Origin of the sequence: Candidatus Finniella inopinata, from assembly GCF_004210305.1 — a bacterium.
GTDB classification, from domain to species: domain Bacteria; phylum Pseudomonadota; class Alphaproteobacteria; order Paracaedibacterales; family CAIULA01; genus Finniella; species Finniella inopinata_A.
In genome coordinates, this window is the sequence record NZ_SCFB01000025.1 from 1 (window position 1) to 18,851 (window position 18,851).

15 protein-coding genes and 1 tRNA gene are annotated in these 18,851 nt (G+C 43.1%); 12 read left to right on the forward strand and 4 right to left on the reverse strand.

The genetic code is table 11. The features are described 5' to 3' along the window. Nucleotides 1–136: 136 nt before the first annotated feature. The 3 genes from EQU50_RS08100 to EQU50_RS08110 all read left to right on the forward strand — a co-directional run bounded on the left by EQU50_RS08100 (nt 137) and on the right by EQU50_RS08110 (nt 3,450). Nucleotides 137–1,285 (forward strand): hypothetical protein, encoded by a 1,149-nt coding sequence (locus EQU50_RS08100; protein ID WP_207216345.1) that lies wholly within the window; start codon nt 137–139, stop codon nt 1,283–1,285. Nucleotides 1,286–1,427: 142 nt separating this feature from the next. Then, nucleotides 1,428–2,576 (forward strand): FkbM family methyltransferase, encoded by a 1,149-nt coding sequence (locus tag EQU50_RS08105; protein ID WP_130154619.1) that lies wholly within the window; start codon nt 1,428–1,430, stop codon nt 2,574–2,576. 151 nt (nt 2,577–2,727) lie between these two features. After that, nucleotides 2,728–3,450 (forward strand): class I SAM-dependent methyltransferase, encoded by a 723-nt coding sequence (locus tag EQU50_RS08110; RefSeq protein ID WP_130154620.1) that lies wholly within the window; start codon nt 2,728–2,730, stop codon nt 3,448–3,450. A gap of 111 nt (nt 3,451–3,561) precedes the next feature. Here EQU50_RS08110 and EQU50_RS08115 read toward each other — a convergent pair. After that, nucleotides 3,562–4,325 (reverse strand): IS5 family transposase gene (locus EQU50_RS08115; protein WP_130153196.1). Its coding sequence is split into 2 segments (ribosomal slippage): nt 3,562–3,990 and nt 3,993–4,325, totalling 762 coding nucleotides; the frame shifts between segments, so codons are not numbered across the junction. An 82-nt stretch (nt 4,326–4,407) separates the two neighbouring features. Between EQU50_RS08115 and EQU50_RS08120 the strand changes: the two genes are divergently transcribed. The 5 genes from EQU50_RS08120 to glyS all read left to right on the forward strand — a co-directional run bounded on the left by EQU50_RS08120 (nt 4,408) and on the right by glyS (nt 12,255). Next, on the forward strand, nt 4,408–5,391 hold the full coding sequence (locus EQU50_RS08120; protein WP_277986316.1) for a glycosyltransferase: 984 nt from the start codon (nt 4,408–4,410) through the stop codon (nt 5,389–5,391). Between the two features lie 6 nt (nt 5,392–5,397). Continuing rightward, the gene (locus EQU50_RS08125) at nt 5,398–7,725 is read left to right on the forward strand and encodes a hypothetical protein (RefSeq protein WP_130154622.1); all 2,328 of its coding nucleotides are present in this window, start codon (nt 5,398–5,400) and stop codon (nt 7,723–7,725) included. A gap of 36 nt (nt 7,726–7,761) precedes the next feature. Beyond that, nucleotides 7,762–8,889, forward strand: coding sequence for a lipid-A-disaccharide synthase (gene lpxB, locus EQU50_RS08130; protein WP_130154623.1), 1,128 nt, complete (start codon nt 7,762–7,764; stop codon nt 8,887–8,889). Nucleotides 8,890–8,983: 94 nt separating this feature from the next. Then, nucleotides 8,984–10,093, forward strand: a complete 1,110-nt coding sequence (locus tag EQU50_RS08135) for a hypothetical protein (RefSeq protein WP_130154624.1) — start codon at nt 8,984–8,986, stop codon at nt 10,091–10,093. 107 nt (nt 10,094–10,200) lie between these two features. After that, nucleotides 10,201–12,255, forward strand: a complete 2,055-nt coding sequence (gene glyS / locus EQU50_RS08140; protein ID WP_130154625.1) for a glycine--tRNA ligase subunit beta — start codon at nt 10,201–10,203, stop codon at nt 12,253–12,255. A gap of 8 nt (nt 12,256–12,263) precedes the next feature. On the opposite strand, the gene EQU50_RS08145 is transcribed toward glyS, so the two are convergent. Together EQU50_RS08145 and EQU50_RS08150 are read right to left on the reverse strand one after the other, a co-directional pair. Next, complete coding sequence (locus tag EQU50_RS08145; RefSeq protein ID WP_130154626.1) at nt 12,264–13,532, reverse strand: hypothetical protein; 1,269 nt, start codon at nt 13,530–13,532, stop codon at nt 12,264–12,266. Nucleotides 13,533–13,644: 112 nt separating this feature from the next. Next, nucleotides 13,645–14,841, reverse strand: coding sequence for a thiolase family protein (locus EQU50_RS08150; RefSeq protein WP_130154627.1), 1,197 nt, complete (start codon nt 14,839–14,841; stop codon nt 13,645–13,647). Nucleotides 14,842–14,954: 113 nt separating this feature from the next. Between EQU50_RS08150 and EQU50_RS08155 the strand changes: the two genes are divergently transcribed. After that, nucleotides 14,955–15,521: a hypothetical protein gene (locus EQU50_RS08155; protein WP_130154628.1), complete on the forward strand. Its 567-nt coding sequence runs from the start codon at nt 14,955–14,957 to the stop codon at nt 15,519–15,521. 46 nt (nt 15,522–15,567) lie between these two features. Here EQU50_RS08155 and asnB read toward each other — a convergent pair whose 3' ends face one another. Then, complete coding sequence (gene asnB / locus EQU50_RS08160) at nt 15,568–17,406, reverse strand: asparagine synthase (glutamine-hydrolyzing) (protein WP_130154629.1); 1,839 nt, start codon at nt 17,404–17,406, stop codon at nt 15,568–15,570. Between the two features lie 156 nt (nt 17,407–17,562). Between asnB and infA the strand changes: the two genes are divergently transcribed. The 3 genes from infA (at nt 17,563) to EQU50_RS08175 (ending at nt 18,809) form a co-directional block, all read left to right on the forward strand. Next, complete coding sequence (gene infA / locus EQU50_RS08165; protein WP_130154630.1) at nt 17,563–17,781, forward strand: translation initiation factor IF-1; 219 nt, start codon at nt 17,563–17,565, stop codon at nt 17,779–17,781. Nucleotides 17,782–17,880: 99 nt separating this feature from the next. Beyond that, a tRNA-His gene (locus tag EQU50_RS08170) sits at nt 17,881–17,957 on the forward strand. Nucleotides 17,958–18,071: 114 nt separating this feature from the next. Continuing rightward, the gene (locus EQU50_RS08175; RefSeq protein WP_130154631.1) at nt 18,072–18,809 is read left to right on the forward strand and encodes an aminoglycoside phosphotransferase family protein; all 738 of its coding nucleotides are present in this window, start codon (nt 18,072–18,074) and stop codon (nt 18,807–18,809) included. The last annotated feature ends 42 nt before the right edge of the window (nt 18,810–18,851 follow it).

Here is an 18,851-nt window from a genome sequence, read left to right on the forward strand (position 1 = left end):
ATTCACCGTTCGAATTAAACCGGAACGGCCATTCGGATAAAACCAGAATTGCCGTTCGAATTCGCCGGAATACGCAAGTTTGGTAACGGCCATTCAAAAAAGCCTGGAAAATCCAAAAAGAACGGCTAGCAAACTGTTGGAATTGATCAGATACCAAAAGAACAGCCGTGTTCTAGCACCCATAAAGTCTGACATGGACGGTATTTTTTCAACGGGTTCTATCAATCTGTTAATCACAGAAGAGCTTATTAAACAAATTCAAGCAACGTCCTTAACCATTTTTGAAAAACAACAAACAGCCATAATACAAGAGGCCAACCAACAACAACGAATCGTTTACGATGTCCCATTTTTTGATCAGGAAAAAGGTGAACAACAGATAAGACAGCTTCCTGTTTATTATTTTGGGTCAAGCGCTAGGGGGTCTGAATGCGGCTTCTTCAGTCTTGGTTTCCAAGGTAGAGAACAAGCGATTTCTCAAATAGTTGATAATTTGGTTGAAAACAATATTTACGTCTTGGCCGATAAAGTTTCCGGTGAAAGTGGCGAAATTAAAGCAGCCATGAGACGCTCTCTTATTAAAAATGAAGCGTTGCCTCCACGTTATTTGGATTTATATGCAAAGAGTCATGGTTTAAATCGGCAAGATGAAAAATTGTTAGAAACTTTGGTGGCAGGATATAAAGCCCTTGCAGACCAAATCGCAAAAGCCGAAGCTGCCATTGATGAGGAATTTGAGGCTTTAAAGAAAGAAAAAGGTCTCCCCGCAAAGGTTCCGGCAGAAGCTGATGGAACCATAGCAACTACCTTTCAACTTTTGCGCAAACCCTTTGAACATCGCAAATGGTTTGAACAAGCCAAAATCACCCAGCACTTCTACCCATTGGCTGACTTTCAAGATTATACCTTACGCAACATTCATGAAAAATTTAGGCAGGGGCTTCTTGAATTCGATCCTAATCCCGACTGGAGACTTGGAACCCCTACGTATCCAGACATTATTGCTGCACTGAATCATTGTGATATTTATTCATGGGTGTCACCTCATGTTTTTAGGGCTATGCAGGCAAGCGCATCGGCAACAACCCCTGTTTATGAAACACCTGACAAAGCCTTTGTTTTGACAAGCTTTACCAGTGGAGGGAAGGATGCTAGACGAATTGATATCCTAAACACGTCAGGCATCCATTTTGAGAAATGGGTCAATACCGCAGACCTTTACGCCCTTTCTAGTGCCATTCATCACAAAAAGGAACATGGATTGCCGAATACAAACGCAGGGTAGACCGCTTGTCTTTCAAACTTCGCCGTCTGGAAACGCCCCAGCTTAGGGGGGGGCGTTTTAACAAAGGAGTTGAATCTCTGATGGAATTTTTTAGAAAAATCACTTACTAATGATTCTGATAAATTTTGAGACTCGGTGATTTTTGGCTTCTTCCTCTGTTAATGAAACCCTTTCGCTTTTAAAAGTTTTTGACCAACTTGGTTTTCAGGAAATTAAAAAGATTTTAGTGCTTGATGTGGGTGCAAGCGGTGGGATAGAGCCACATTGGTCTAGTTTGGGCAATAAGCTCTCAGCTATTGGATTTGACCCCCTGGTGTCAGAGGTGAAGCGCCTGAACGAAACCAATACCAACTCGAATGTTTGTTATGAGGAAGGATTTGTTACCTATAATCGTTTGGATCAACATTTCCCCCATACCTTACGCGATGACCCTGTTGCCTCTGTTAATAATTCTTCCTATGAAAGAACAAGTTGTGTTCGCGCAACCAAAGCGAAGCAATATGATTATGTTCAACAACATTTTAATGCAGGGCAATCAGTCGTCTACTCTGATAAATATTTCCAATTAGACGATTATGTGCAAGATCATAAGATCGAGGTTGTGGATTTTATCAAGATTGATACAGATGGCCACGACTTTCCCGTCTTATTGGGAGCTGAGAAAATCATAGGCACCAAAGGTGTTTTGGGTCTTTCCGTTGAATGTCAGTTTCATGGATCCACCCATGCTTATGCCAACACCTTTAGCAATATTGACCAATTTTTAAGGGCTAAAGGATTCACCCTTTTTAATTTGGATGTATGGAAATATTCAAAGGCGGCCTTGCCAGCGCCTTTCGTTTACGACATTTATGCCCAGACCCAAAGTGGTCCTGCACAATGGGCAGAAGCCGTTTATTTTAGAGACTTGGCTGACCAAAGTTACGAAAGGAAATTTGACTTTCCAATTACCAAAGATAAAGCTCTAAAACTTGCCTGTTTGTATGAATTATTTGGTTTAAATGACTGTGCAGCTGAGATATTACTTGAAACCCATGAACGATTCGGTTTCTCGCCTCATCTGCAAGAAATGTTGAATACGTTAACGCCTAGCTTAAAGGGCAGAAAGGTGTCCTACGAAAGCTATATACAGAAATTCGATAAAAACCCAGATCTTTGGTTTCCAAAAACCAGTTTGTTGAAAGCCAAAATAAGAAAATTGGAAAGTGTGCTTAACGCCCTGCCCGGTCTAAAGCAATTAAAAATTGTAAAACCTTTAAAAAAATTAGTTAAATGGATCCGCAATCGTTAAAGATCATGAAAGTCACTAATAGTCTTTATGGACTCCGTTAGCCAGTATATACCCCTTCATCTAAAATGGGCTATACCTTTTGTTATTAGTAATCGCTAGACTCGATGGTTTTATTAATAAAACTTTAACCCGTCGCTAAAGGAAATTAGGAATGTCAAATCAGCAACAAGCCAGTTTTTGTTATGAATCAATAGAACCCGGTTATTATGATGCTATTTACAAAAAGGGAACAGGCATCCAAAGTCAATGGCATCGCCTTAAGTTTGCAAGGGTTCAAAAATCTCTTCCCGAGAGCGTTCACAATTTATTGGATGTTGGCTGTGGCCCAGGAACATTTTTAGGCAATTTTTTGCCGTCCTCGGTTAAGGGGATCGGCGTTGATATCGCCGCTTCTCAAATTGAATTTGCCAAGAATTCTTATGATTTTCCCCATCTGAATTTCATTTGCATTAAAGATTACCTACCCTTTGATAACGATTTTTTTGATGTTGTTACTTGTATCGAGCTTATAGAACATTTATCGCACACTGAATTTGACTTTTTATTAAAAGAAATGAAACGTGTTCTTAAGCCGGGAGGAATTTTGTTATTAACAACACCCAACTACGCAGGAGCATGGCCAGTGGTTGAATTTATGGTGAATAAGCTTTCGCCAGTCTCTTACGCGCACCAACACATTAGTAAATTTCGAACACATTCCCTGCAAACACTTTTGCAAAAAGCAGGTTTCAAGGTAACTGTGGAACGTTATATGGGACTGGCACCATTTTCAGCAGTTTTTTCGGATACGCTCTGCCACAAAATATCAAATTGGGAACAAAATACTCAAAAAGCTTACGGCATGCTTTTGTTCGCTTTGGCAGAAAAGTTATAGCAATGAAAGATTTAACAATTGTTGTTCCTGTCTTAAATGAAAAAGACAATATTCTGCCCTTCTATTTGTCGGTTCAAAAAATTCTGAAAACAGAAAATTTAGGGCGTGTCATCAATTAAGCCAAATAGCCGCAGCAACCAAATGTATGGCTCCCAGGAAGTTTCGAGCTGTTTTATCATATCGAGTGGCTATGGCTCTGTATTGTTTAAGTTTGGCGAAGAAGTTTTCGATGAGGTGCCGGGCCTTGTAGAGGTCTTTATCATACGAACAAGGGTTGATCCTATTCTTTTTTGGGGGAATGACCGCCTCACATCCTTTCTCTTCAAGTTTTTTTCTCATACGTTCGTCTGCGTCATAAGCCTTGTCAGCTAAGACGGCACCAGCTTGCGTAAGGTTATCTATTAAGGCATCGGCACCTTCTAAATCGTGATCTTGTCCGGCTGTTAAATAAAACCCTGTTGGATTTCCCAACGCATCACAGGTGGCATGAATTTTGGTGCTTAATCCTCCTTTGCTTCGTCCAATCGCTTGGTCAGCTGAGAATTCTTTTTTTTAGCACCAGCACTGTGCTGATGAGCACGCACTATACTTGAATCAATCATAGCGTATTCATTGTCAGCATCTTGGCTTAATAGCTCAAAAATTTTCTTCCACACACCTGATTGGCTCCACCTCGAATGGCGTAGATGAATAACTCTAAAATCCCCAAAACGTTCCGGTAAATCACGCCACGGAATTCCAGCTCGATATCGATATAGAACGGCTTCTATAAATAGGCGATTGTCTTTTGCTGTTGCACCAACATATCCTTCCCTTCCAGGTAGCATACCCTTAATGCGATCCCATTGATCATCCCGTAATGCGTAGCGTCTCACCGAAAAAAACCTCGTAAAATTTTTCTCAATTAAAACAGAAATCTATGACTTATTCAATTGATGACACGCCCTAGACTGGGAGATTGTATTTGTTGATGATAATTCGTGCGATGGCACGGCGGATATCATTGAAGAAACCGCCAGGCAGCATAATCATTTAAGCATTCGTTTGATTCGCCGTTTTCATCGGTATGGGTTAAGTTCCGCCTGTATAGAAGGGATCTTATCCTCTATGGCTAACTGTGTGGCGGTTATGGATGTTGACGGTCAACATGATGAAGCGTTGCTGCCAGTTATGTATAATGATTTAGCTAAATCATCTATCGACGTTGTGGTTGCCAGCCGTTATGTAACAGGGGGCAGCACAGGCGATTTGGCATCTAACCGGGTTTTTATCAGTACGGTTGCCACAAGGCTGGCGCAATCTCTGTCAAAAACGTCCACCACAGATCCGATGAGTGGGTTTTTTATGCTGCGCCGGGCATCTTTTAACGTCCTGGCCAACGAACTCTTTGGCCAAGGGTTTAAAATTTTGCTTGATATTTTGCTAGCTGGGTCAGGAAAATTAGCCTTGAAAGAAAGGCCGTATAAGATGCGCCAACGACGATATGGAGAAAGTAAGTTAAGTGCCAAAGTGATCGTCGATTATTTTTTGTTGTTGGCTAACCACTTGTTGGGACGTTTTTTGCCGTTGGATTTTGTTTGTTTTGTTTTGGTAGGGGTTTTTGGAAGTTTAGTGCATTTATCGATTATTTGGTTTTTTCTGAGAACAAGTTCCTTGTCTTTTCTTGAGTGTCAGGCCATTGCTACTTTTGCAACGATCAGTTTAAATTTTTATTTTAATAATTCCATCACGTTTGCCTACCAAAGATTACGGGGCAAAAAACTTTTCAAAGGACTGTTAAAATTCTTTAGCCTTTGCGGGGTTGGGTTTTTATTAAATTTATCTATATCTCAGAACGCCTATTTACTGGTTCATTCATGGGTCGTTGCCGGCTTACTTGGCTATAGCATCAGTGGGTTATGGAATTACATGTGCAGCAAAACATCTATATGGAAATCATAAGACTTTATGACGAACAAGCTTCCCACTTTTAGACTTTTAAATATTTTGGTTTTGTTGCAAACGCTCGCTTATGTAACGATTGGATCAAACAAAGTTAGGTCTTTTATGTGTTTGATTTTGACAGGTTGTTACTTGTTTCGGTTGCCTTTGTCAGAATACGTAAAAATAAAAAACCTATTCCTTGTTTTTGTTAATAAACGCCTTAAATTATTTGACTGTTCTATTTTAAAAGAAATGCCCCTTCGGTCCCTATGGGTGCCAGCTTGGTTTGGCATTGCTAGTTTCTTGGCGGCTTTTATATTAGCGCTGGGCGGTCTTTTTAAATCTTTTTGTCCTTACAGAAATTATGGATTGTATATCCCAGTATTGCTGTTGTGGGCCACCCACTTATCTTTTTTAGTGAACTGCTGTGAGAATCCTATATTAAGTAAGGCTAAAAATTTTTTATTCGAAACCTATAGACACCATCCTCAGTCAACCAAGCTTCTTATTCTATCATCCTATCTTGTTTCCTTCCTGTTAGCTTTGGGCCTGTTTTTTATAGCTTTCAAAAGCAAGCTTTATGACCTTGGGTGGAATGGATTTGGCTTTTACGATAAACGGAATGTGTATTGGTCCTATCAAGTCATAACTGTGGTTTTATTGTTTATTCTCTTTTTCATTTATGCCTTTAGAAACAAAACATTGATCACTGTTGCCAGAGTCGCTGCCGCCCAACAGTCTTCCATGCTTGTCAAGATCTTTAAGCCTGGGTTGGTTTTGATGATTGGTTTGTTTTTGTGGGGTCCCCCTTGGAATATTTTTTACCTACTGAATGCTCCTGATACGCACGAGGTTGTTCACTTGGGCTCTATTCAAGCAATTAAACAAGGTAAAATTCCCTTCACAGAAGCCGAGATTCAGTACGGCCCCGGATCGCAACTGTTCCATTATTTATATATGAAATTTCAAACTTTTGATTTGTTAAGTTTTCGAGAATCATGCTTCCTGTTACATGGATTGTTCTGCCTTTTCTTTTTGGCATGCTTATTTTGTTATCTAACTTTTTTTCAGGCTTTTACAACGTTATGGATGTCATTAATTGGCCTATCCTCAATCACATTGTTTGGGTTTGATTCCAACGGTTTGCCAGCCGGGCTTTGGGGATGGTTTAACGGTTTTCGATATTGTGGCGCAGTTTTTTTAGCTTTATCGTTGGGACATGTTTTATTCCATCCACGTTTGGAAAAGACCCATACATTTTTGGTAGGGGTTACCTTCGGATTTTTATGCTACATGGCTCAGGAAAATGTTTCCTGCGGTTTGATGACATTGGGTTTATGCCTGATTTTTTCTTTATCCGTAAAGCTACTTGATTTAACAAAAGCACTCATTCTAGGTTCTTCATTTTGCTTAGGGTTTTTATGTTTTTGGTCCCCAATTATTATTTATTATAACCACCTTGGGCAATTGACTCTTTTCTTAGAACGATACTTTGCGGTTTCTTCCCTTGTCGTTCAAGGCTTTTCCAATACGCCTTGGTCAAGTGGATGGAGCAATTCCTATTTTCTGGGATATATTTTAACTCCGGTTCTCTTTATCTACGTGGGCATCTCTTTGCTTTACAGACGACCCCTGCACAAGAAAATCGAATTTTCCGCCACTGAAGTCAAAATTATTTTTGTTTTAATGGCTGCGATAGCCCTTCACCAGGTTAGTTTATTTCGCGCTGATGACAGTCATTTTAAGGCGACCTTATTGGCTTTACCCATACTTTTGGTTTTGTTTGGCGAACATTTGTATAAACAATCATATCGTAAAGAATTGATAGGTTTTTGCTTCAGCATCATTTTTATTTATCCTATAAATGTGAACCTCTCCTCAATCAGCTCAGTGGTTCACAACTGTATAAAAAGATACCAACCCATTAAAGACACAGACCAAGCGATCCAGTTGTTTTTTGATAGGTTTGGCTTTTCTTTGTCACCAACTCAACAGGGCTGTTCCTATAGCAATTTATCCCATAAACGTCACATGGAGGAAATGAAGGAACTTAAAGCCTTGATAGGGGATAGACCAACTATTGTGACGCCCATAGCGGAGAACATGACATCGGGCATTTATTTTTTTGCTGACCTAACCGTTGGCACCAGCATGACGGAGTTTTACCATTCCCTTATTAACACCCATGACCGTGTAAGATTTTTAAAACAAGTCGCCAATAATGTTTACAGTTGCCTTATTGTTGAAAATATTGAAAGTGAAGAAGCTAAAATATTCTTGAAAAGATTCCCCTGTGCTAACATAAAAAAGTGCTTTTACCAGAAACCTTATTATGTTTTGTTGGCTGATTGAGGAAAATAGGATCCTTAGTTTCAAAATTTGAAAGATATGACCCAAAAATTGATTTATCTTATCGCTGGCGAAGCATCGGGGGATTTTTTAGGCGCCCAGTTGATGAAGGCATTGTGGAAAAATGACCCAAATTTACGCATCAAAGGCGTCGGGGGGGATTACATGACCTCTCAAAACTTTGAAAGCCTTTTCCCTATGCAAGATTTATCGCTGATGGGCATTGCCGAGATTCTCCCCCACCTGCCGCGTCTTTTGAAAAGAATCCAAGAAACAGTGAATGACATCGTGGCCAAAAAACCGGATGTTCTGGTGACGATTGACTCACCAGGGTTTTGTCACAGGGTTTCTAGGGAGGTCAAAAAAAAATTGCCATCCATAAAAATTGTCCATTATGTCGCACCCTCGGTTTGGGCATGGCGACCAGGACGGGCCAAAAAGCTGGGTCAGTGGGTTGATCATTTATTGACCCTTTTTCCTTTTGAACCCGCATACTTTTTGCCCCATGGTCTTGAAACAACCTTTGTGGGACATCCTTTAGTGGAACAAGACATCCGGCCTGACCTGACGTTTCGAACGCGTCACAATATTCCGGACACGATGCCTATGGTCACGTTATTGGCCGGAAGCCGTAAAGGCGAGATCGAGCACTTATTGCCCATCTTTTGCCAGGTTGCCCAAAACCTCCCTGGGGTTCATGTGGTGACCCCTACTCTGCCCATTTTTGCAGATCAAGTTGGGCAGGCTTTAACAAAAGCCAACCTAAGCCACACCGTGACGACGACACCTGCCGACAAATATGCCGCCTTTTACGCCAGCCAAGCGGCCCTGGCGGCCAGCGGAACAGTTTCTTTGGAACTGGCTTTAACGGGATTACCCATGGTGATTGGTTACAAGGTATCGCCGGTGACTTACTTTTTGGCGAAATATTTGGTTAACATCAAACACGTGTGCCTGGTGAATATTTTGCTGAACAAAGGCCTCGTCCCAGAATATCTGCAAGATGCCTGCACGGTTGAGAATCTTACAACGGCTATGAGTGTCTTACTAACTGACCAAAGTCAGCAACAAAAACATGATCTAAAGCAGGCCGTTAACCTTTTAAAAAGTCCAGAGGGCATCGACCCCAGCCAAAAAGCTGCCGAAGTTATTTTAAGCCTTCTATAAGTTCCTTTGAAAAAATGTAAGTTTATTAACGCACTGTTAGCATTTTTGTGTCTAAAATTTAGTGTGGAACTTTATGATTTTTGGATATTCTTAGATGATGAAATTTTTTGTAGCCATTCTTTTAAGCCTTTTTGCGCTTTCGGCTGTTACGCCAGATTGCGCCTTTGCAGGCAAAAAGAAAACAAGTACGAAGTCTAAATCCAAACCTAAGTCTAAAGCTAAGCCGAAACAGAAACCTAAAGCTAAGCCCAAGCCGGATAAGCCCCACGAGAAACCCCATCACGATCAAAAAACTCACACTCAAAAACCAGCTCACCATGATCAAAATAGCCATGGCCAACACCATGATTCTTCAACAGCAGCTCATCCACCTAAGCATGAAAGAACCGCTCAACAGCAAGAAAAGATAACTCAGGATAGGAAAGACAGAAAGGCTAAGAAAAAAGCTGATAAGGCCGAAAGGAAGCAGAAGGCTATAGATAAAAAGGCGAAGAAAGATAGTGGCGAAGGTGGGGATGATACGAACTCCAAGAAAAAGAACAAAAAAGATAAAAAGAAAAAAGATAAGGAAGATAAGAAAAATAAGCATGGTGAAGGTGATGGCGAAGAACACCATTCTAAGAAAGATAAGAAAGATAAGAAAGATAAGAAACATAAGGATGGGGACGAGAACCACAAAGATAAAAAGAATAAGCACGGCGAAGACGGTGACGAACATCATCAAGATAAGAAAGATAAAAAACATAAGGGAGAGGATGAAGAACACCATTCTGACAAACACCATGAGGACGGCGAAGAACACCATTCTAAGATGGACAAGCTTAAGGCCGCCGCTGCAGCCGCTGGTGGAGCCGCTGCCGGTGTGGGGATGGATCCTGATGCTATGAAAGATGCTTTAAAGCAAAAGGCTTTGGATAAAGTTAAGGAAGCGACAGGACTGGACCCCGAAGCACTGCAAGCCATGGCGACCGGAGGTGGTGGCGGAGGCGGTGGCGGTGGTGCTAACAACAACCAAGACGATGCCTCTGATGATAGCCAACAAGACGACGATGATCAGCCCAAAAAGAAGAAGAAAAAGAAGAAAAACGATGATGACGGGGATTCTGCTGATGAAGATTCATCAAGTAGTGGTGACGACGATCAAGAATCTGATGGTGACGAATCAGACTCAGGCAACGAAGCAGATGAAACGTCTGATGATTAAAAAATATTAGCTGTTGGTTGTGTACAAGAAAAGACTTTACAAGTTGTACCCAAAAAGGGGCAAAATGGCTTTGTTTTTTGTCTATAAAGCTTAGGGCCCCTTAAACTATGAACGAACTTATGCTTGAAATTTACAGCGAAGAAATGCCTGCACGGATGCAGATTGACGCACGCCAACAAACCAACGAGTTGTTTGAAAAGATTTTAACCGCCAACGGGGCCTCTTTCGAATCCGTCAGGGCGTTTGTGGCGCCCCAGCGTTTGGCAATACAAGTTCATAACCTGCAGCCCCTAACCCAAGGCACATCCGAAACCCGCCGCGGACCCCGTGCGGGCGCGCCTGATGCTGCGCTGGCGGGCTTTGCCAAATCAACTGGTCAAAATCAAGATCAGTGGACCCAACAAGATGGGTACTGGTATGCCGACATGGTGCAACCTGGCCGGGCAATAACCGACCTTTTGCCACAGATTGTAACGGCATTCTTGGATCAATTTTCTTGGCCCAAATCAATGCGCTGGCACAACCCTGAAACCAACACCTTTACGCGTCCCTGGATACGCCCCATTCGATCGATTCTTTGTGTTTACAATAAAAAATCTGTTTCGTTCAAAATTGAGGGTCTTGATCTGGTCACCAGCAACCAGACCGCTGGCCACCGGTTTTTGGCACCTGAATCGATAACCGTAGAGGATTTCACCAATTACCACCAACACTTAAGGGATGCCTTTGTCATTCTTGACCACCAAGAACGACAATCTATGATCAAAAAAAGTCTGGATGAGCAGGCGAACCTCTTAGGGTTATCGGTACAAGAAAATCAAACATTGTTAGACGAAGTCACAGGCCTGGTCGATTATCCGTTTGTGCATATCGGCAAGGTTGATGCGCAGTTTATGCATTTGCCCGACCAGGTATTGTCCACATCGATGCGTGTTCACCAAAAGTACTTCAGCCTTTTGAAAGGCGATAAGCTGGCTCCTTACTTTGGGGTTGTGACCAATGTGAACCCGTCTGGAAATAGACTTCCCTCACAACCAATTTCAAAGGAAATGATGGCCGGTTATGAACGTGTCTTAAAGGCGCGGCTTAGCGATGCTGCTTTTTTCTATGAAACAGATCTGAAAACGCCCTTACAAAATCTGGTCCCCAAACTGGATAGTATTATTTTTCACGCCAAATTAGGCACCCTGGGTCAGAAATGCCAGCGTCTTCAAAACCTTATGACAACCGAGCAAGGTCGTCGGGCCGCCCTTCTATGCAAAACTGACCTTGTGACCCATATGGTGGGGGAATTCCCCGAGCTGCAGGGTGTGATGGGCCAGATTTACGCCACAGCAAATGGTGAACCAGAAGATGTTGCTTTGGCTTTAAAGGAATACTATCAACCTGTGGGCCCCCATGACACCTGCCCAACAGCGCCTTTAAGCATAGAACTAGCCTTAGCTGATAAAGTTGATACGCTGATTGGCTTTTTAGGGGTTGGGATTAAACCCACTGGATCCAAAGACCCGTTTGGGTTGCGTCGGGCAGCCTTGGGTATCATTCGTTTGTTGGTTGACCACCAAGATGCTGATTTTAATCTTCGAACATTATTTCAACAATCAGCCATTACTTATCAAAACCAGAAGGTGACCTTATCCACTCAAACAGTTGATGACGCCCTTCACTTTATTAATGACCGCTTGACGGTTTATCTTCAGGGGCAAAATCTTGATTGCGTGGGCGCCGTTTTAACGGGGGCTGTCAAGGCGCCGTCTTACAATGTTCAAGCTCTGTTTAGGCGCAGTTTGGCCTTGCATGCCCTTTTAAAAACGTCAGCAGGAACAGCCCTTAAGGCCGCCTATAAACGGGCTTCGGGTATTTTGGATAAAGCCAAAGATTCATATCACATCAATCGTGACCTTTTAAATGAGCCGGCCGAGAAGGATCTTTATCACCAATTGCAGGACTTGCTGAAGGCCTATGATCATTTGTTTGCAAGCCATCAATATCAACAGTTAATGGAACAGCTGGCGAGTATTCGCCCTTTTATCGATGCCTTTTTTGACAATGTGATGGTCAATTGCGACGAAGAAGCAGTCCGGCTGAATCGATATGCTTTGCTGCAGCTGTTTGTGCAGGCTGTTGATAGCGTAGCTGATTTTGGTCAGCTGCAGGGCTAATCAGGCGCTCACCCCAATGCTTTTATTCTTGCCGTCAATTGATCTCGCAGATTTTTACTGACGACGGGTAAAGTATCTTTGGCACACGACGGAATTGAAGGGGGAGAATGAGTTGACGGTGCCGATAATTTTCCCTTTGTCACCCCGGAAGTCCCGGTTTTTTTAGAAAATAGCTTGTGGAGTCTGGCGCTGAGAGATGACCGTTTTACGGGCCTTGGAGAATCTTCACAAGTTTTAGAAACCTCTTTAGCCATTGCAGACGGAATGAAAGCTTCATACAAGCTTTCATAAAAATCCCTTTCGACTGCTTCTAATTCATCCACAAAGTATAACAATTGACCCGTTTGATTTTGTGTTAGTTTTAAACGGAGATTTTCCATAAAAACTAATATTCTCTCAACGGCTCCTACCGTAAAATTTGGGGTATTCAAAGCCTTCTTTATCAAACAGTCTATATACGCAGAGGATATAGAAAGTCCCTGAGTTACAGCCCCGATTGTCAGCTTTGCCAACTGGTGGCCTAATTCGTCGCGTACGCCCCTTGTGCCAAGGATATCACTGTTTTTCACATAACTGTCATACCACTCTTTTTTAAAAACAGAAGAAAAATCATGAAGGTATCCTTGGTCGGATTTTTGAATCAAAGCGTCTATGTCATATTCAGGTCTCCCATATGCTTTTTGGGAGAAGGCTGTTCGTTTCAAAATACCAGTCAGGGTAAGAAGTTTTTCCTCATCTATGTTTTTTTCCGTCTCTCCCCATAACCCTCCATAAATCTGAAGTAGCATTTGGTCAATGAGAGGAATGATATAAAACTCAACGCGATAGGCCGAAATATTTTGCTGTCCAAGCGCCTCAATAAGCCTTTTTTTGCCCGTGTCCAAAAAACACATAATACCCAAGCTTGAAAGGGGATTGACAGCCAGCTTAGCACCCAATTCATTCCATTCTTTTCTTTTTGGTTCATAGAAAAGCTCTTTTAAAGTTCTAATGTCCTGGTTCGCGAAAAGGTAAGCCATATAACCCATCAATTGATCAGGGACTTTATATTTTCTTACACGCGGAAAATACTCAATTTCTTGTGAACTATGGAACCCTATAGAAATCGTTTTTGTGACATCAGGGGCATCACCCTTAAAATCTTTTAAAGGATTATCAATCAGCATTTTCCCAAGCGTTTGTTTAATGAAGTCTTGGTCAAAAGTCGATGTGGTTGCCGCATGAACACAACACACGAAAGTGGATAACCACAAACACGTAAAAAATTTTCTACCCATGGATATTAACCTTCAAAGCCGTTATTAACGTAAAGTAGCGCAGGGTCGTTAAGAAACTCTTAACATACGGTTTTGAAGGACTTTATTTTTCAGCAATCCAGTTAACGATAAATCAAACAACCTCCACGGCAATCGCTGTGGATTCCCCGCCGCCAATACAAATGGCCGCAATACCCCGTTTAAGACCCCTTTGAATTAACGCATGGACCAAGGTCACCACAATTCTGGCACCACTGGTACCGATGGGGTGCCCCAAAACGCAGGCTCCACCCCGGACGTTCATCTTCTCGCGCGGAATACCTAAATCTTTCATAACGGCCATGGGCACAAGGGCGAAGGCTTCGTTCACTTCGAACAAGTCAACTTCGGCCAGGGACCAGCCAGTCTGCTGACACAGTTTTTTAATGGCCCCAATAGGTGCTGTTGTAAAGTGCGCCGGTTGATGGGCATAGGAACAATATCCCACCACTCTGGCTAAGGGAACCAACCCCTCTGCTTCAACCCGAGCTTGTGATGCCAAACCCATGGCGGCGGCTCCATCCGAAAGCGGCGAAGAGGTGGCGGCGGTTACGGTTCCACCTGCCCGAAATGCTGGTTTTAAGGCGCTGAATTTTTCTGGTTTCACACGGGTGGGCGGTTCGTCTTGGCTGATCATCGTAACAACTCCCTTATTGTCACGAACCTCCAAAGAGATAATCTCGTCCTTGAATAAACCTTGGCCCTGAGCCCGCTGATAATAGGCCAGCGTTTCAAACACATATTGTTCTTGTTGGGCCCGGTTAAAATTATACAGATTGGCTGTATCTTCCCCAAACTCCCCCATCAGCCGGTATGTGCCATCTTCGTTCATATGATAGGGGTCCTCAAGACCATCACGATAAAGGTGATCGATCAAAGTCCCATGACCGGCCCGATACCCCCCCCTGGCACGATCTAACAAATACGGCGCGTTCGTCATGCTTTCCATGCCCCCGGCAATGATCAAATGTGCTTGGTTTAAACGAATTTCGTCGCACGCCATAAAGATGGCTTTCATACCCGATCCACAGACTTTATTGACAGTGGTGCAGGGTGTCGAGTCTTTGATGCCAGCATGAATGGCAGCTTGGCGCGCAGGTGCTTGCCCTTGGCACGCCTGCAGAACACACCCCATGATGACCTCGTCAACCACACCGGAAAGGCTTAGACTTTTAATAACGGCACTGCCCAGTTGATACCCTTTAAAGGAACTTAAGGCACCCTGAAAATTTCCCATAGGGGTACGCTTAGCAGCAACAATAAAGGGATGGAAAGCATGAGAAGGAGTCATTTTTAACCTTTTATTAACCCTAAATGGGTGAAACTAATAATAGTTTGAATCAATTTTATAAAAAATTAAACTAAAAAGGTTTATTTTCCGAGAAAGAAAAAAAGAGGTAAGTTATGTCGTTCCCCTCCTATCAAATTATCATGCCAACCAGAGAGAATTACTTTAACAAGGCCGTTGGAAATAATAGCTCGTATGATGTTCATTCTGGGGTTCGATCACCTGAATGGATGGTTAAGATTGATGACATCATGAAATCAAATGTCGATGGTTTTGAAGACCATGCAGAGCTGTTTCGCTGGGTTGGTTCTTCTAAACGGAAGACGACAAGTGATTTTGGCAATAATCTTTTTACGTCGGCCACGTTATATCATTCGCTGGTTGAGATAGAAATTGCCAACGGTGAGTTTGCTCCCGCGCTTGAAACAAAAATGAACAAAGGTGAGCATCTTGAGCTGATGACAATTGTCAGACTTGGTAACGCCAAAGATCTGAAGGTTAAATTCCAAACGATTGCTTTTGGGAACTGTCGTATTGAAGGGTTTGAACAGGCGGGTGATCGATTGATTTTGCAACTATATGTAACAACAAAGGAAAATACCGTTATTCCAATAGGTCAAGATGGTGCTCCTGGTGGTAACAGTGTCAGCAAAGTCGATTATTCAAAGAGCACCGCTGAATAGGGGTTGGTTTTTTCGGACCGTTCCCTATGGGCTATGTGTCCCTTTTTTACCTAAGTGTTTCCTTCCAGGCCTGGAACATTAAAATATTCCACAGGCGTTGTGATTGTGAAGACTGGCCCTTTTGATGGTTCTGCCAAGCTTGCAGGACCAATTTTGGCTCAAACGTTTGTTTGAGGGAATCTTCATTTAACAACGCATGGGCCCATTCCTTCAAATCACCCCGCAGCCAATCACCAATCGGTACGGAAAAACCCATTTTGGGTCGTTCAAAAAGCGGCTCTGGGACATAACGTTTCAAAATTTGCCTCAAGAGCCATTTCGTTTTCCCCTGGTAAAGGGTATGGGGCTGCTGCCAAGCCCAGGTGACCACCCGATGATCCAGCAAAGGCACGCGCGCCTCTAGCCCCACACCCATGGTTGCTCGATCCAGTTTAACCAGCACATCATCGGCCAAATAACCTATCGTATCGGCGTAGCGCATTTTGTCCACCAAGTCCGGCAGCAAGGCATCTGTTGGCCACAGGTTATCATTGTAAGGCTGAACACCCGGCAACAAAAGGGCAGGGTTTGGCCATTGCTCAAGGATGGAGTCATACAGTTGTTGCTGAGATTTTGATTGTAAAAGTCGTCCTATTTTTTCACCATCCTTTATAAAAGGAAGGGTATATTTTTTAGGAAGCAAGGCGCCGATGCGCTGCACCAAGGGCCACCACCCCTGTATTTTTTGGCCAAAGGCGTGGCGACGGTAACCTCCAAATGATTCATCACCCCCATCACCTGATAAAGCCACGGTGACATGTTGGCGTGCCAATTGTGCAACCAAAAAAGTTGGAATCTGTGACGCATCCGCAAAGGGTTCGTCATACAACGTGTGCAACTTTGGAATCACAGCCTGGGCTTGTTGAGCCGTCACGAATAATTCTGTGTGCTCGGTCCCAAGGTGCTGTGCAATTTGACGGGCATGCTCAGCCTCGTTATATTTTTTTTGCTCAAAACCGATGGTGAAGGTTTTAATCGGCTGGGTGCTTTGACTTTGCATCAAGGACACCACAAGGGAAGAATCAATCCCCCCCGACAAAAACGCCCCAAGCGGAACATCAGCCATCATCCGGCGACCAACAGCGTCCTTTAGCAATTCATGAAGCTCCTCCACGGCCTGTTCGGGCGTTATCGACCTTTTGCCAATAACAACATCTTTTAACGCCCAATAGGGTTCTATGACGGGCTCAGACCCAGGACGATACGTTAAAATATGCCCCTGGGGCAGTTTATAGATATTTTCATAAATGCTGTGGGGGGCGGGAATGTACCCATGGTTTAAATAACTGGCCAAGGCCTTTCGATCCGTGGTGCTCACAACTTCTCGGTGCGCCTTTAACGCCTTTAATTCTGACGCAAAAAACAAAGTCTGGTTTTGATAGGTCCAGTAAAGGGGTTTAATACCCAGGCGGTCCCGCACCAAATAAAGCACCCGATCATGGCGATCCCAAAGCGCAAAGGCGAACATGCCAATAAAATGTTTCAAAGCCTTATGCACACCTAACAGGGCGCAGGATTCCAGCATGACTTCGGTATCAGAGTGCCCGCGAAGGGTGATGTTGTGGCTGGACAGGATGGGCTTCAATTCGGCCTGGCTGTAAGTCTCGCCATTGTAACACATGACCCAACGGCCACACTGGGATACCATCGGTTGGTGGCCCGCCGGCGATAAATCAACAATCGCCAAACGACGGTGGCCAAAAGCCACGCCCGCTTCGGCATCTAGCCACAGTCCCTGATCGTCCGGACCCCGGTGGGCAAGCGTCCGGCTCATGGTATGTATGTCGTTATGCAGCGTATCCGCTGGCCACGATTTCTGGGTTACAAGCCCAACAATTCCGCACATATTTTATTGATTCTGCTGTCTTTATGTTATTTTCTTATACCTCTTTCGGTTGAAGAGTTGGGAATTTTATTGCTCGTGTAATATTGATAACTTATATTTACATTGGTGGCCTTACCGACTATTATACTAGCCTGACAACAACCTTTAGGAACATGAATGTCAAAAGAAGATCTTATTGAATTTAGCGGCATTGTAATGGAGTTACTGCCGAATGCAACGTTTCGAGTCAAACTGGATAATGAACATGTTATCCTTGCGCACACGTCAGGTCGCATGCGAAAGAACCGTATCCGGGTTCTGGCTGGTGATCGTGTGACCGTTGAGATGACACCTTATGACCTTAGCAAGGGGCGCATTACATTCCGCCAAAAATAAATTATCGCCTCTCTTAAAACTTATTAAATTTTTAATGCAGCAATCATTAAGGATTGACCTTTCCTAAGTTTCTATCATAGATTTTGTTAATGCCTTATGGCGGGTGTAGCTCAGTTGGTTAGAGCGCCAGATTGTGGATCTGGAGGTCGCGGGTTCAAGACCCGTCACTCGCCCCATATTTACCCAATATGTATAAAAAGTCTTTTTAAAAAAAAATCCTTCAAACTTCTTTCGCTTACTCTTATAAAAAGAGAAAGACGGAGTCAATGAAAGCACTAACGGAGCTTTGAATGACTGATTTTGAACAGAAAATTATTAATATATTTGGATCTCGAGGACAGAAATGGCTTGTTAACCTGCCTAATTTGGTAGCCCTTTTGGCTAATAAATGGAATTTATCTGGCCTACAAATGATTGAACGTCTCAGTTTTAATTATGTAATGACAGGATACCAAAATAACCTGCCTATTATTCTAAAAATTGGCCTCGATTATGACGCATTACGCAAAGAAGCAGAAGCATTGCGAATCTACAAAGGCTTTGGGGTAGTTGAGATATACGAACATGCCCCTGAAAAAGGCGCCTTACTTTTAGAAAGGGCCATCCCGGGGATATCACTTAAAACACATTATCCCAACCAAAGCACGAAGGCTTTGGATATTATATGTAAGCTCATGACATCTCTTCACCAAGCCCCTGTTACGGAGCCGGGAAACTTCTATAGTATTCGGGACTGGCTATCGTATTTAGATCAAGATGGGCCGATGCCGCAAATTCACCTTGAAAAGGCTCGTAAACTTAAAAAACGACTACTTGAATCCTTAGGTCAACCAGTCTTACTGCACGGTGACCTTCACTATGAAAATATTTTATTAAAGGGCACACAGTGGCTGGCAATTGACCCTAAAGGTATTATGGGTGAGTCAAACTGTGATATATGGTCCTTCATCCGTGAACCAGCATCGGAAATCCCCTATGTAGATCGAGTAGGAGGGCATGGCGATTGCACTGACATCTCCTCAGCCTAGTTTTTAAAATTACGGTTTCTGCTATTTCCCAAACTTTTGTAG

Excerpts from the sequence above, each read along its gene's own strand:
- infA (WP_130154630.1), top strand. The coding sequence starts at position 17,563 with ATGTCAAAAGAAGATCTTATTGAATTTAGCGGCATTGTAATGGAGTTA.
- EQU50_RS08145 (WP_130154626.1), bottom strand. The coding sequence starts at position 13,532 with ATGGGTAGAAAATTTTTTACGTGTTTGTGGTTATCCACTTTCGTGTGT.
- glyS (WP_130154625.1), top strand. The coding sequence starts at position 10,201 with ATGAACGAACTTATGCTTGAAATTTACAGCGAAGAAATGCCTGCACGG.
- asnB (WP_130154629.1), bottom strand. The coding sequence starts at position 17,406 with ATGTGCGGAATTGTTGGGCTTGTAACCCAGAAATCGTGGCCAGCGGAT.
- EQU50_RS08150 (WP_130154627.1), bottom strand. The coding sequence starts at position 14,841 with ATGACTCCTTCTCATGCTTTCCATCCCTTTATTGTTGCTGCTAAGCGT.
- lpxB (WP_130154623.1), top strand. The coding sequence starts at position 7,762 with ATGACCCAAAAATTGATTTATCTTATCGCTGGCGAAGCATCGGGGGAT.
- EQU50_RS08110 (WP_130154620.1), top strand. The coding sequence starts at position 2,728 with ATGTCAAATCAGCAACAAGCCAGTTTTTGTTATGAATCAATAGAACCC.
- EQU50_RS08125 (WP_130154622.1), top strand. The coding sequence starts at position 5,398 with ATGACGAACAAGCTTCCCACTTTTAGACTTTTAAATATTTTGGTTTTG.
- EQU50_RS08135 (WP_130154624.1), top strand. The coding sequence starts at position 8,984 with ATGATGAAATTTTTTGTAGCCATTCTTTTAAGCCTTTTTGCGCTTTCG.
- EQU50_RS08155 (WP_130154628.1), top strand. The coding sequence starts at position 14,955 with ATGTCGTTCCCCTCCTATCAAATTATCATGCCAACCAGAGAGAATTAC.
- EQU50_RS08175 (WP_130154631.1), top strand. The coding sequence starts at position 18,072 with ATGACTGATTTTGAACAGAAAATTATTAATATATTTGGATCTCGAGGA.